Source organism: Fulvimonas sp. R45 (assembly GCF_030504985.1).
GTDB lineage: Bacteria > Pseudomonadota > Gammaproteobacteria > Xanthomonadales > Rhodanobacteraceae > Rhodanobacter_A.
The window spans coordinates 118,227-130,292 of sequence record NZ_JASERU010000008.1 but is presented as its reverse complement, the minus strand read 5'-3'; the positions used below and the strand labels follow the sequence as shown (position 1 = coordinate 130,292).

Below are 12,066 nucleotides of genomic sequence, written 5' to 3'. Positions count from 1 at the left end.
TTTCCCCCTCCCCGGCTTGCAGGGGAGGGCCGGGGGTGGGGTCAATCAACCTCGCCGCAAGATGGCCTACCCCTCCCAACCTCCTCCTGCGCGCAGGGGGAGGAGCAAAAACCAAGGTCGAAGCCATGCGCAAACCCATCCTCGCCCTGCTCTGCCTGCTGTCGTCCGCCGTCGCCGCCCACGACATGCACGGCATGAAGATGCCGTCCGGACCCGAGCTGGGCGCCAGCGCCGCCTTCGACGCGCACGGCCGGCTGTGGGTAGTGGACGCGGCGGACGGCCACGTGCGCCTGCGCCATTCCGACGACCTCGGCCGCACGCTCAGCGCGCCGGTGGACGTCAACGCCATCGCCGAACCGATCTACGACGAAGGCGAGAACCGCCCGAAGATCGCCTTCGGCCCGCGGGGCGAGCTGTACGTGAGCTGGTCGCAGCCGCGCGCGAAGCCGTGGACGGGTTTCGTGCGCTTCGCCCGTTCGCTGGACGGCGGCGTGCACTTTTCCGCGCCGCTCACCGTGCACCACGACCGCGCCGAGATCACCCACCGCTTCGACGCGTTGGCGGTGGACGGTCGCGGCCGCGTGGTGATCGCCTGGATCGACAAGCGCGACCTGGAAGCGGCACAGGCGCAGGGCAAGCCGTATCTCGGCGCCGCGGTGTACTACAGCTGGTCGGACGACGCCGGCAAGACCTTCGTGCCCGAGCGCAAGCTGGTCGACCAGAGCTGCGAATGCTGCCGCATCGCGCTGGCGCATACGCCCGACGGCCAGGTCGCCGCCTTCTTCCGCGCCATCTACGGCGACAACATCCGCGACCATGCCTACGCGGTGCTGCGCACGGACGGACGGCCCGCGCAGGTCGAACGCGCCACCTTCAGCCAGTGGCACATCGATGGCTGCCCGCACCAGGGTCCCGGCCTCGCCATCGGCGCCGACGGCGTGCGCCACGCGGTGTGGTACCAGGCGAAGGACGGCCCGGCGATCCATTACGGCCAGCTCGATCCCGGTCACCCGCCGCGGCATCTGCTGAAGCTCGGCGGGCCGGGCGCCAGCCACGCGGACGTGGCGGCGCACGACCGCACCGTCTGGGTGGCCTGGAACCAGGTGGACGCGCAGGGCTACGCGTTGATGCTGCGCGTATCCACCGACGACGGCGCGCACTTCGGCGCGCCCCGCACCATCGCGCATTCCGAGGTCGCCGCCGGCTCGCCGCAGCTGCTGGTGCGGCAGGGTCGCGCCTGGGTGGCCTGGAACACCGCCGCCGGCTTCCGCCTGGTTCCCGCCGGAGCCCGCTGATGCGCCGCGCCCTGCTTGCCGCCCTGCTCGTGCTGGCGCCCGCCTTCGCCCATGCCGGCACGCTCGCGCCGCTGTCCGCCGCCGATGTGCCCGCCCTGCTGAAGCCGCCCGCGCACGACGAGCGCATCCTCGCGATCTGGGCGCTGGACTGCGCCTATTGCGAGGCGAACCTGCAGGCGCTAGCGAAGCTGCAACGCGCGCACCCGCACGAGATCGAGTTGGTGACCGTGGCCACCGACGACATCGCGCAACAGCGCACGGCCCTCGAACAGCGCCTGCACGCCGCCGGCATGGACGCTTACCCGGCCCGCGCCTACGCCGCCGCCACGCCGGAACGCATCAACTACCTGCTCGACCCGGACTGGGGCGGCGAAACCCCGCGCACCCTGGTGATCCACGCCGACGGCACGCGCACCGGCATCAGCGGCGCGCTGACCGGGCAGGTGCTGCAAAAGCTCTACTGACCGACGACCCGCCGCCACGGTGCGGCGGCCTGGGCCCGCTCCACGGCCGGCCGTGCGGCCCTGCCGCTCATGGCCCCGGGCCATTCCGTCGTATCCTTGGCGTCTGGCTCTCACTGCATGAAGGCATCCCATGGACAAGGTCTACGCAACCGCATCGCAGGCGCTCGACGGACTGCTGTTCGACAACATGACCATCGCCGCCGGCGGCTTCGGCCTGTGCGGCATCCCCGAGAACCTGATCGGCGCGCTGCTGGAAGCCGGCACCAAGGGGCTGACCATCGTGGGCAACAACGCGGGCGTGGACGACTTCGGCATGGGCCCGCTGCTGAAGACCCACCAGGTGAAGCGCGTATACGCCTCCTACGTGGGCGAGAACAAGGAATTCGAGCGCCAGGTGCTGGCCGGCGAGCTGGAGCTGCACCTCACCCCGCAGGGCACGCTGGCCGAGAAGCTGCGTGCCGGCGGCGCCGGCATCCCCGGCTTCTACACCCGCACCGCATTCGGCACCCAGCTGGCCGAGGGCAAGGAAACCAAGGTGTTCGACGGCAAGGAGTACGTGCTGGAGGAAGCCATCCATGCCGACCTTTCCATCGTGAAGGCATGGAAGGGCGACCGCCTCGGCAACCTGGTGTTCCGCGAGACCGCGCGCAACTTCAACCCGATGATCGCCACCTGCGGCAAGGTCTGCGTCGCCGAGGTGGAGCACCTGGTCGAGGTGGGCGAGCTGGACCCGAACAACATCCACGTGCCGGGCATCTACGTCGACCGCATCATCCAGGGCGCGAAGTACGAGAAGCGCATCGAGATCCGCACCCTCGCCGGCGCCAACACCGGCAAGGAGAACCCCACCCGTACCGCGATGGCGCAGCGCGCCGCCAAGGAGCTGCGCGACGGCTTCTACGTCAACCTCGGCATCGGCATCCCGACCCTGGTGGCGAACTACATCCCCGCCGGCATGGAGGTGGTGCTGCAGTCGGAGAACGGCCTGCTCGGCATCGGGCCGTTCCCCACCGAGGACCAGGTCGACCCCGACCTGATCAACGCCGGCAAGCAGACCATCACCACCCTGCCCGGCTCCAGCTTCTTCTCCAGCGCCGACTCCTTCGCGATGATCCGCGGCGGCCACATCGACCTGTCGATCCTCGGCGGCATGGAAGTCTCGGCCACCGGCGACCTCGCCAACTGGATGGTGCCCGGCAAGATGGTGAAGGGCCCGGGCGGGGCGATGGACCTGGTCAGCGGCGTGCGCCGCGTGGTGGTGCTGATGGAGCACTGCGCGAAAGACGGCTCGCCGAAGATCAAGGACCAGTGCGAGCTGCCGATCACCGGCAAGGAATGCGTGGACCTGGTCATCACCGAGCTGTGCGTGTTCGCGGTCGAGAAGGGCAAGGGCCTCACCCTGGTCGAGCTCAACCCCGGCGTGACGGTGGACGAGGTGAAGGCGAAGACCGGCTGCGCTTTCGCCGTGGATCCGCGACTCGGCTGAGCGCGCGCCGGGCGCGCGGGCGCGCTGCTCTAGGCCGGCGCGCCCGGCTGCGCGGCCTTCGCCGGCAGCGGCCGCGGGAAGCGCACGCGCACGGTGCGCTGCGCGCCGTCATGCCCCTGGCCCGGCCAGTCCAGCGGCCACGCGAAGCGTTCGCTGATGCGCTGGGCGATGGCCAGCTCGAACCCCTGCGGCGAATCGCCCCCACCGCCCGCCGTCCCGCCGGCGCCCGGGCCGGTGCTGCCCACCGTTACCGCGCCGGGCAGCACCGTCACCACCACCTTGCCCTGTCCCGCCGCGTGCTGGCCCGCGTAGCGGATCAGCTGCCCGCACAGCACCGCGAACACGCGTGGCGAACCATGCAGCGCGAAGCGCGCCGGCTCGTCCAGCTGCAGCGCGACCAGCCGCCCGTGCAGGCCTTCGCGCGCGTCGTCCAGCGCGCGGCGCAGCACGTCGTTGACCACGAACTCGTGCTCGCCCTGGCCGTTGTCGGACTCGCGCGCCAGGATCAGCAGCGCCTCCACCACCGACTCCAGCTCGCGCGTGGCGCGGCGGATGCGACGCAGCGAGCGCTGGCCGCTCTCGCCGAGCCCGGACTCGTCCGCCAGCATGTCGGTGGACATCTTGATGATGGTGAGCGGGCTGCGCAGCTCGTGGCTGGCGTCGCGGGTGAAGTTGCGCTCGCGCTGGTTGTAGCCGGCGATGCGGCTGGCGAAGGCGTGCAGGCCGCGCGCCAGTTCCACCACGTCGGCGTCGGCATGGTGCGGCAGCCGCTCCGGTTCCAGCGCGTCCAGGTCGGGCTGCTGCTCGTTCCAGCGGCTGACCACGCGGGCCAGCACGCTCACCGAGCGCCATTCCCGCTGCGTGGCCAGCCAGGCCAGCAGGCTGACGATGACGATCAGCGCGATCACCGCCATCGGCGGCGCCGTATCGCGGAAGCCGAGCAGGCACGCGATCACCACCGCCGCCAGCTGCAGCGCGAAGATCAGCGCCAGCCGGCGCTGGAACCCGCCGCGCCGGGGCGCGGGGAGCGTTGGCGGCGAACCCCTGTCTATCATGGTCGATTTGCGGCCGATCAAGCCGGCTGCGTGGCCGAAGCCACCTCCGCGGTGAGGTCGGCCAGCCGGTAGCCTGCCGAGTGGATGGTGTGCAGCAGCGGATGCTCGAACGGCTTGTCGATCACCCGGCGCAGGTTGTACAGGTGCGAACGCAGGGTATCGGAGTCGGGCAGCGTGTCGCCCCAGATCTCGCGCTCGATGTCGCGGCGGCTGACCACGCGCGGCGATTCGCGCATCAGGATCGCCAGCAGCTTCAGCCCGATCGGCGACACGGTCAGCTCCTGCCCGCCGCGGGTGAGGCGCAGGGTGGCGGTGTCCAGGGTCATGTCGCCCACGGTGAGCACCTCGGTGGAGACCTGGCGGCGGTCGCGACGGATCAGCGCCCGCAGCCGCGCCTCCAGCTCGCGCACCTCGAACGGCTTCACCAGGTAGTCGTCGGCGCCGGCCTCCAGGCCGATCAGCTTGTCCTCCAGCGTGTCGCGCGCGGTAAGCATCAGCACCGGGGTGGACTTCTTGGCGTCGCCACGCAGCTTGCGGCACACGTCCAGTCCGTCCATGCCCGGCAGCATCAGGTCCAGCACCACCACGTCGTAGCTGTTGGACACGGCCAGGTGCAGGCCGCTGACGCCGTCGGCCGCGTAGTCCACCGAGTAGCCGCGTTGCTCGAGGAACTCGCCGACCATCTCGGCGATCTGGCGGTTGTCCTCCACCAGCAGGATCAGCCCGGCATTCTCTTCGCGTGCATTCATGACGCCTTCCTCGCTGCTTCACATTTGTGAAAGGCTAGCGGCGCCGGCCGTGAGCCGGGCGTGAAGCGAAGGTCGAAGCGTTCAGCCAGCCCTCACCTTGCCCCCACGCCGTCGCTTCATTGCAGCAGGGATCGCAGCGCTTTCCATACCGTTTCCAGCACGATCGGCTCACCGGCCGCGCGCGGATGCATGCCGTCGTCCTGCATCAGCTGTGGCTCGAGCGCCACGCCTTCGAGCAGGAAGGGCACCAGCGCCACGTGCTTCTGCCGGGCCAGGTCCGCATAGACCGCCCGCAGGCCGTCGCGGTACTGCGGGCCATAGTTCACCGGCAGCTCGATGCCCAGCAGCAGCACCTTGGCCTTCGCCGCCTGCGCCGCGTCGACCATCGCCGCCAGGTTGGCGCGCAGCTCGTCCAACGGCAGGCCCTGCAGGCCATCGTTCGCGCCCAGCTCGATCGCCACCACCCCCGGGTGGTACTTCGCCAGCAGCCCGGGCAGGCGGTTGCGTCCGCTCAGCGAGGTCTCGCCACTGATGCTGGCATTGATCGCGGCCCACGGCGGCACCATGTCGCCCAGGCGGACGTCCAGCAGGTGCACCCAGCCCTGGTCCGCGGCAATGTTGTGCGCGGCGGACAGCGAATCGCCCAGCACCAGCACCGTGCGCGACGGCGCGGCCTGGGCCGCGGCGGCCGCCAGCCACCCCACCACCAGCCATCCCGGCCATTTCAGGAAACGACGCATGAGCGGCACGCCCCAGCTTCTTCTCGATGTGCGCGATGTTAGCAAGTCGGTGCGGGGACCCGAGGGCCGGCTGGACATCCTGCGCGGGGTGAGCCTGCAGGTGGCCGAAGGCGAGAGCTTCGCCATCGTCGGTGCCTCCGGCTCGGGCAAGACCACCCTGCTCGGCCTGCTCGCCGGGCTGGACACGCCCAGCAGCGGCGGCATCCGCCTCGACGGCCATGCGCTGGAGACGCTGGACGAGGAAGCCCGCGCCGACCTGCGCCGGCGCCTGGTCGGCTTCGTGTTCCAGTCCTTCCACCTGCTGCCCGCGCTCAGCGCCGAGGAAAACGTGATGCTGCCGCTGGAGCTGGAAGGCGACGCCGGGGCGCGCCGCAAGGCGCGCGAGGCGCTGGCCGCGGTCGGCCTGGACGCGCGCCGCCGGCACTACCCCGCCCAGCTTTCCGGCGGCGAGCAGCAGCGCGTGGCGATCGCCCGCGCCTTCGTGCACGGGCCGCGCCTGCTGTTCGCCGACGAGCCCACCGGCAACCTCGACCAGCGCACCGGCCACCACGTCGCCGACCTGCTGTTCGCGCTGAACCGCGACCACCGCACCACCCTGGTGCTGGTCACCCACGACGCGCGGCTGGCCGGCCGCTGCACCCGCGGCGTGGAACTGGAGGAAGGCCGGCTGCGCGCGCCGCGTGCCGCCGCGGCGGTGACCGCATGAGCCTGCTGCGCCTGTCCCTGCGCACCCTGCGCCGCGAATGGCGGCTGCCCGAGCTGCGCACCCTGGCCGGTTCGCTGGTGCTGGCGGTGGCGGCGCTGGGCGTGGTCGCCACGCTGGCCGCGCGGGTGGAGCGCGGCGTGCTGGCCAGCGCCGCCGAGCTGATCGGCGGCGATGCCGGCATCGGCGCACCGCAACCCGTGCCCGATGCCTTCGCCACGCAGGCCCGCGGCCGCGGGCTCGCGGTGAGCCGCAGCGCCGGCTTTCCCAGCGTGGCCTTCGCCCACCGGCGCAGCCAGTTGCTCGACGTCGCCGCCACCGATGCCGCCTGGCCCCTGCGCGGCACGCTGGAACTGCGCGACGCGCAGGGGCGCACACACGCCGCCCACGGCCCCGCGGCCGGCACGGTCTATCTCGACCACCGCGCACTGGTGGCGCTGCAATTGCAGGTGGGCGACAGCGTGCAGCTCGGCGGCCGCACCCTGCGCATCGCCGCCGAACTGCTGCGCGAACCCGACGGCGGCCAGCTGGTCGCGCTGGCGCCACGCGCGCTGATGAGCCTGGCCGACGCCAGGCAGGCCGGCCTGCTCGGCGTCGGCAGCCGTGCGCGCCATCGCCTGCTGGTCGCCGGCGCGCCGGCGGCGGTGCGCGATTGGCTGGCCTGGACCCGCGGCGCGACGCTGCCGCAGGGCGCCGAGCGGATCACGCCGGAACGGACGCAGGAACGCATGCGCGGCGCGTTCGACCGCGCCAGCGCCTTCCTGCGCCTGGTCGCGCTGCTGTCGGCGCTGCTGGCCGGCGTGGCGATCGCGCTGGCGGCGCAGCGCTACGCGCGGCGCAAGGCGCCCGAGGTGGCCCTGCTGCGCGCGCTGGGCACGCCGCGCCGGCGCGTGCTCGGCCTGCTGCTGGGCACGCTGCTGGCGCTGGCGCTGCCGGCCGCGGCGCTGGGCGTGGCGCTGGCGCTGGGCATGGCGCAGGGCGCGTGGCTGTTCGCCCGCGCGCTGTTCGCCGGCGTGTCCACCGCCTTGCCGCTGCTGCCGGCGCTGGCCGCCGCGGGCCTCGGCCTGGCGGTACTGGCCGGCTTCGCGCTGCCGCCGCTGGCGCGGCTGGCCGAGGTGTCGCCGGTGGCGGTGTTCCGCGCCAGCCTGGCGCGCCGCGTGCGGCGCTTCGACGTGCTGTACCTGGTGCCGGCGCTGGTCGCGCTGGCGCTGATCTGGAGCCAGAGCGGCTCGGCGAAGCTGGCCGGCATCCTCGCCGCCAGCCTGGCCGGCGTGGCCGCCGTCGCGGCCCTGCTGGCGCTGCTGCTGCTGTGGCTGGCGCGGCGGGTGGCGCCCGGGGCACACCCCGCCCTGCGGCTGGGGCTGGCCGCGCTGGCGCGGCGGCGCGCGCTCAGCGTGATCCAGGCGACCGCGCTGGGGCTGGGGCTCACCGCCCTGCTGTTGCTGGCCGTGGTCGCGCCCGCCCTGCTTGATGGCTGGCGCCGTGAGCTGCCGCCGGACACCCCGAACTGGTTTGCGCTGAACCTCCAGGACGACCAGCGCGCCGGCTTCGCCCAGGCGCTCGGCCGGCTCGGCGCCGACCAGCTCAACATGATGCCGCTGGCGGTGGGCAAGCTGGTGGCGATCGACGGCCGGCCAATCGACGGCCGGCGCTACGCCGACCCGCGCGCGAAGGACTGGGCCGACCGCCAGCTGCGCCTGTCCTGGGCCGAGGCGCTGCCGCCGGCCAACACGGTGGTCGCCGGGCGCTGGTTCGACGCGCGCCCGGCCCGGGCGGAAGTGTCGGTGGACACGATGTGGCGCGACATGTTCGCGCTGAAGCTGGGCGACACGCTGCGCTTCGACGTGGGCGAAGGCACGCTCGACGCGACGGTGACCAGCTTCCGCCACGTCGACTGGAGTTCGTTCCGGGTCAACTTCTTCCTGCTGCTGGACCCCGCCCATGCCGGCGCGCTGCCGCACACCTGGCTGGCCAGCTTCCACCTGCCGCGCGGGCGGGCGGCACAGGTGGCCGCGTTGTCGCGCGACTATCCCAACCTCAGCCTGGTCGACGTGGACGACCTGCTCGACCGCCTCCGCCAGATCGTGGACCGGGTGGGCGGCGCGGTGCGCTGGGTGCTGGCCTTCAGCCTGCTCGCCGGCGCGCTGGTGCTGGCCGCGGCGCTTGCCGCCAGCGCGGCCGAGCGCCGCCACGAGGCGGCCCTGCTGCGCACCCTGGGCGCGCGGCGCGCGCAGTTGCGCGTGGCCGCCGCCTGCGAGTTCGCCCTGCTCGGCCTGATCGCCGGGCTCACCGCCGCGCTCGGCGCGGCAGGCGCGGGCTGGTGGCTGGGGCGCGCGGTGTTCCGCATCGGACACTTCGTGCCGCCGCTGCTGCCGCTGGGCCTGTACGCGCTGGCGGCGGCCATCGTGGTGATGCTGCTGGGGCTGGGCGGCACGCGCCGGGTGACGCACACCTCGCCGATGCGGCTGTTGCGGGAGGGTTGAGCCGGCCCCAGACTGGACGCCCCTATTCCACGGAATGCCCCGATGAGCGACGATCGCCCACCCTCCGGCAAGCCCGCTCCGCCGGGCCGACGCGCCGTCGGCTTCGGTTCTGGCCTCAGCCTGGGCATCGGCATCGGCGTGGCGCTGGGCGTCGCCCTGCACAGTCTCGCGCTGGGGATCGGCCTGGGCGTCGCCATCGGCATGGCGTTCGGCGCCGCCTTCGATGCGGCCGGGCGCAAGAACGGTCGCCACGACGACTGACGCCGCCTGGGAGCCGCCGATGTACACCCTCTACTACTCGCCCGGCACCGCCAGCATGGTGGTGCACCTCGCCCTGCTGGAAACCGGCGCGCCGTACGAGCTGCGCCTGGTCGATTTCGACAAGGACGCGCAGCACGGCGACGACTACCTCCGGCTCAACCCGCGCGGGGTGGTGCCTACGCTGGTGATCGACGGCCGGCCACGCCACGAGTCGGCGGCGCTGCTGGCGATGCTGGCCGAGCGCCACCCGGAGGCGAAGCTGATCCCGCCGCCGGGCACGCCGGAGCGCGAGGCGTGGCAGCAGTGGGTGGGCTATCTCAGCAACACGCTGATGTCCACGTACCGGCTCTGGTTCTATCCCGCCGAACTGGGCGCGGCCGGGCACACGCCTGAAGTGCGCGCCGCCTTGCAGAAGAAGATCGAAGGCGTGTGGGACCTGCTCGACGCGCAGCTGGCGAAGGACGGCCCGTACCTGCTCGGCGCCGCGTTTTCCGGCGCCGACCTGCTGCTGACCATGCTGATGCGCTGGTCGCGCAATATGCCGCGCCCGGCCACCGGGTGGCCCGCGCTGAAGCATCTGGCCGACCGGGTGCGCGCGCGACCGAGCTGGCGGAAGCTGTACGAGCTGGAAGGCCTCACCGAGTGGTGATCCCGATCGCGCGATGCTCGTCCCGCCGCCTTCCCGGCATAGACCGGACAGGCGAGGAACGCGCGCAGGACGACTCCGAACCCGCAGACGCGATGGGTCATCCGGCCATGCCGCCCGCTCCGGCGGCCCCGTGGCTGGATTCCGGCCTGCGCCGGCATGGCGGGCCACGGGCCACGCCTGGGGCGTCCTCGTGGTGAGCGAGGCCGCGTCCCCGCGCACCGGCTGGCGCGCCCGGCTCAAGGCCGAATGGCTGCTGCTGCTGTTCGCCGCGCTGGCGGCGGCGCTGGCGCTGCTCGACCCGCGCCCGGCGGCCGACTACCGCCGCTGGCTGCAATCGCCCACGCTGGCCGGCCTGCTCGGCCTGCTGGTGGCGATCCAGGGCATCCGCGACAGCGGCCTGGTGCAGCGCATGGCGGGCGCGCTGGTGGCGCGCATGCACAGCCTGCGCACGCTGGGCCTGCTGCTGGTGGCCGCCACCGCGTTGCTCTCGATGGTGCTGACCAATGACGTGAGCCTGTTCCTGATCGTGCCGCTGACGGTGGCGATCGGCGGCATCTCCAACCTGCCGGTGGCGCGCATGGCGGTGCTGGAGGCGCTGGCGGTGAACGCGGGCAGCACGCTCAGCCCGATCGGCAACCCGCAGAACCTGCTGTTGTGGCAGCACGCGCACCTGCCGTTCCTGCGCTTCGCGCTGGCGATGCTGCCGGCGGCGGCGGTGATGTTCGTGCTGGTGGCCGCGCTGACGCTGGCATGGCTGCCGAAGGGCCGGGTCACGCTGCTGTCCGCGCAGGTGGACGGGCACGCGGTTTCCGTGCCGCTCGCCGTCGGGTCGGTGGCGGCGCTGGCGGCGATGGTGCTGGCGATGGACCACGGCCGCGCGCTGGAAGGCGCGCTGCTGCTGGCATTGGCGTTCGCCGCGCTGGCGCGGCGCAGCCTGGCGCGGATCGACTGGCTGCTCCTGGCCACCTTCGCGGCGATCTTCCTCGGCCTGGGCCACCTCGCCGAGCTGGCGCCGGTGCGGCACGGCCTGGACCACCTCGCGCTGGACCGACCGCTGCCGCTGTACCTGGCCGGCATTGTCGCCTCCCAGCTCATCAGCAACGTGCCGGCCACGGTGCTGCTGCTGGACCGGGCGCAGGACGCGATCGCGCTGGCGGTGGCGGTGAACGTGGGCGGCTTCGGCCTGGCCATCGGCTCGCTGGCCAACCTGATCGCGCTGCGGCTGGCGAAGCAGCCGCAGGGGCTGCGGCTGTTCCATCGGGTGTCGGTGCCGTTCCTGCTGGTGTGTGCGCCGCTGGTGTATCTGGCGTGGCGGTGGCTGGGATGACCCCTCCCCAACCCTCCCCTGCAGGCAGGGGAGGGCGTCGACACGGGATCAGTCGTCGTCGCGGGGGACGCTGACCTTGCCCTTCACGCCGCCGTGGTCGACGTCGCCGCTGCCCTTGGCGGCCAGGCTGAAGTCGCCCTGCACGTCGCGCACGGTGAGGTCGCCCGAGCCCAGCGTCTCCGCATGCACGCTGCCGCCGACCTGGTGCAGGGTGACGTCGCCCGAGCCGATGCTGCCGACGTGCGCGTCGCCGTGGATGCCCTCCGCCTTGAAGTCGCCCGAGCCCACCGAGCCGACTTCGAGGCTGCCGATGTCGTGCGCCTCCACGTCACCGGAGCCCACGCTGGTGCTGAACCTGCCGGCGATGTCGCGCACGTGCAGGTCGCCCGAGCCCACGTGGCTGGCGAGCTGCTTCACGCCGGCGACGTCCGCGTCGCCGGAACCCACCTCCACCGTCAGCGGCATGTCGGCCGGCAGCTGCAGGTTGACCTCGAGGTTGGTGTAGGAGCTGCCGAACAGGCTGAAGCTGGACCAGCCCGAACGGCTGCCGAGCGTGACGATCAGCTGGTCGCCCTCGCGCCGCGAGGTGAGCTGCAGCCGGTCGAGCAGCGACTGTTCGGAGGCGCAGGCGCGGCCGGTCGCCTGCAGGCCGTTGGCGCCGCCGGCGGTCACGTGCAGGTCGAAGCTGTTCACCTCGACCTGCACGCCGCGCACGCCGGCGAGGTCGGCCTTGAGCGCGCGCGGCGCTTCGTACTTGCAGTGTTCGGCGGCGGTGGCCGCCAGCGGGGTGGACAGCAGGGCGAGCAGGAGCAGGTGGCGCATGGCGTTCTCCACGGGTGATGACGGGGCTTGGA

General features: G+C 72.7%; 12 protein-coding genes. 8 read left to right on the top strand and 4 right to left on the bottom strand.

The window, feature by feature from the left end; all coding sequences use genetic code 11:
* The first annotated feature begins 125 nt into the window (after window positions 1-125).
* The 3 genes from QMK61_RS09880 to QMK61_RS09870 all read left to right on the top strand — a co-directional run bounded on the left by QMK61_RS09880 (window position 126) and on the right by QMK61_RS09870 (window position 3,245).
* Window positions 126-1,295: a sialidase family protein gene (locus tag QMK61_RS09880; protein WP_302072034.1), complete on the top strand. Its 1,170-nt coding sequence runs from the start codon at window positions 126-128 to the stop codon at window positions 1,293-1,295.
* Window positions 1,295-1,759 carry a hypothetical protein gene (locus QMK61_RS09875; RefSeq protein ID WP_302072033.1) on the top strand — a complete coding sequence of 155 codons (465 nt, stop codon included), beginning with the start codon at window positions 1,295-1,297 and terminating at the stop codon, window positions 1,757-1,759. Before QMK61_RS09880 ends, QMK61_RS09875 begins: the two co-directional genes overlap by 1 nt.
* Window positions 1,760-1,889: 130 nt before the next feature.
* Entirely contained in the window at window positions 1,890-3,245 is a 1,356-nt protein-coding gene (locus QMK61_RS09870; RefSeq protein WP_302072032.1) for a 3-oxoacid CoA-transferase, read from the top strand.
* A gap of 29 nt (window positions 3,246-3,274) precedes the next feature.
* Here the strand turns inward: QMK61_RS09870 and QMK61_RS09865 are convergent, their stop codons facing one another.
* From QMK61_RS09865 to QMK61_RS09855, 3 genes are all read right to left on the bottom strand, one after another.
* Entirely contained in the window at window positions 3,275-4,300 is a 1,026-nt protein-coding gene (locus tag QMK61_RS09865; protein WP_302072031.1) for a histidine kinase dimerization/phospho-acceptor domain-containing protein, read from the bottom strand.
* Between the two features lie 17 nt (window positions 4,301-4,317).
* Window positions 4,318-5,049, bottom strand: coding sequence for a response regulator transcription factor (locus QMK61_RS09860; RefSeq protein WP_302072030.1), 732 nt, complete (start codon window positions 5,047-5,049; stop codon window positions 4,318-4,320).
* 116 nt (window positions 5,050-5,165) lie between these two features.
* Window positions 5,166-5,789: an arylesterase gene (locus QMK61_RS09855; RefSeq protein ID WP_302072057.1), complete on the bottom strand. Its 624-nt coding sequence runs from the start codon at window positions 5,787-5,789 to the stop codon at window positions 5,166-5,168.
* Here QMK61_RS09855 and QMK61_RS09850 point away from each other — a divergent pair.
* From QMK61_RS09850 to QMK61_RS09830, 5 genes are all read left to right on the top strand, one after another.
* On the top strand, window positions 5,788-6,495 hold the full coding sequence (locus QMK61_RS09850) for an ATP-binding cassette domain-containing protein (RefSeq protein WP_302072029.1): 708 nt from the start codon (window positions 5,788-5,790) through the stop codon (window positions 6,493-6,495). The genes QMK61_RS09855 and QMK61_RS09850 overlap by 2 nt on opposite strands.
* Window positions 6,492-8,975: an FtsX-like permease family protein gene (locus QMK61_RS09845; protein WP_302072028.1), complete on the top strand. Its 2,484-nt coding sequence runs from the start codon at window positions 6,492-6,494 to the stop codon at window positions 8,973-8,975. Before QMK61_RS09850 ends, QMK61_RS09845 begins: the two co-directional genes overlap by 4 nt.
* A 42-nt stretch (window positions 8,976-9,017) precedes the next feature.
* Complete coding sequence (locus QMK61_RS09840) at window positions 9,018-9,236, top strand: hypothetical protein (protein ID WP_302072027.1); 219 nt, start codon at window positions 9,018-9,020, stop codon at window positions 9,234-9,236.
* Window positions 9,237-9,255: 19 nt separating this feature from the next.
* Window positions 9,256-9,885 carry a glutathione S-transferase family protein gene (locus QMK61_RS09835; protein ID WP_302072026.1) on the top strand — a complete coding sequence of 210 codons (630 nt, stop codon included), beginning with the start codon at window positions 9,256-9,258 and terminating at the stop codon, window positions 9,883-9,885.
* 193 nt (window positions 9,886-10,078) lie between these two features.
* The gene (locus QMK61_RS09830) at window positions 10,079-11,212 is read left to right on the top strand and encodes an SLC13 family permease (protein ID WP_302072025.1); all 1,134 of its coding nucleotides are present in this window, start codon (window positions 10,079-10,081) and stop codon (window positions 11,210-11,212) included.
* Window positions 11,213-11,260: 48 nt separating this feature from the next.
* Here the strand turns inward: QMK61_RS09830 and QMK61_RS09825 are convergent, their stop codons facing one another.
* A complete protein-coding gene (locus QMK61_RS09825) occupies window positions 11,261-12,034 on the bottom strand; it encodes a DUF4097 family beta strand repeat-containing protein (RefSeq protein ID WP_302072024.1) in 774 nt (257 codons plus the stop codon).
* Between the last annotated feature and the right edge of the window lie 32 nt (window positions 12,035-12,066).

Excerpts from the sequence above, each read along its gene's own strand:
- QMK61_RS09880 (WP_302072034.1), top strand. The coding sequence starts at position 126 with ATGCGCAAACCCATCCTCGCCCTGCTCTGCCTGCTGTCGTCCGCCGTC.
- QMK61_RS09875 (WP_302072033.1), top strand. The coding sequence starts at position 1,295 with ATGCGCCGCGCCCTGCTTGCCGCCCTGCTCGTGCTGGCGCCCGCCTTC.
- QMK61_RS09870 (WP_302072032.1), top strand. The coding sequence starts at position 1,890 with ATGGACAAGGTCTACGCAACCGCATCGCAGGCGCTCGACGGACTGCTG.
- QMK61_RS09865 (WP_302072031.1), bottom strand. The coding sequence starts at position 4,300 with ATGATAGACAGGGGTTCGCCGCCAACGCTCCCCGCGCCCCGGCGCGGC.
- QMK61_RS09860 (WP_302072030.1), bottom strand. The coding sequence starts at position 5,049 with ATGAATGCACGCGAAGAGAATGCCGGGCTGATCCTGCTGGTGGAGGAC.
- QMK61_RS09850 (WP_302072029.1), top strand. The coding sequence starts at position 5,788 with ATGAGCGGCACGCCCCAGCTTCTTCTCGATGTGCGCGATGTTAGCAAG.
- QMK61_RS09855 (WP_302072057.1), bottom strand. The coding sequence starts at position 5,789 with ATGCGTCGTTTCCTGAAATGGCCGGGATGGCTGGTGGTGGGGTGGCTG.
- QMK61_RS09845 (WP_302072028.1), top strand. The coding sequence starts at position 6,492 with ATGAGCCTGCTGCGCCTGTCCCTGCGCACCCTGCGCCGCGAATGGCGG.
- QMK61_RS09840 (WP_302072027.1), top strand. The coding sequence starts at position 9,018 with ATGAGCGACGATCGCCCACCCTCCGGCAAGCCCGCTCCGCCGGGCCGA.
- QMK61_RS09835 (WP_302072026.1), top strand. The coding sequence starts at position 9,256 with ATGTACACCCTCTACTACTCGCCCGGCACCGCCAGCATGGTGGTGCAC.
- QMK61_RS09825 (WP_302072024.1), bottom strand. The coding sequence starts at position 12,034 with ATGCGCCACCTGCTCCTGCTCGCCCTGCTGTCCACCCCGCTGGCGGCC.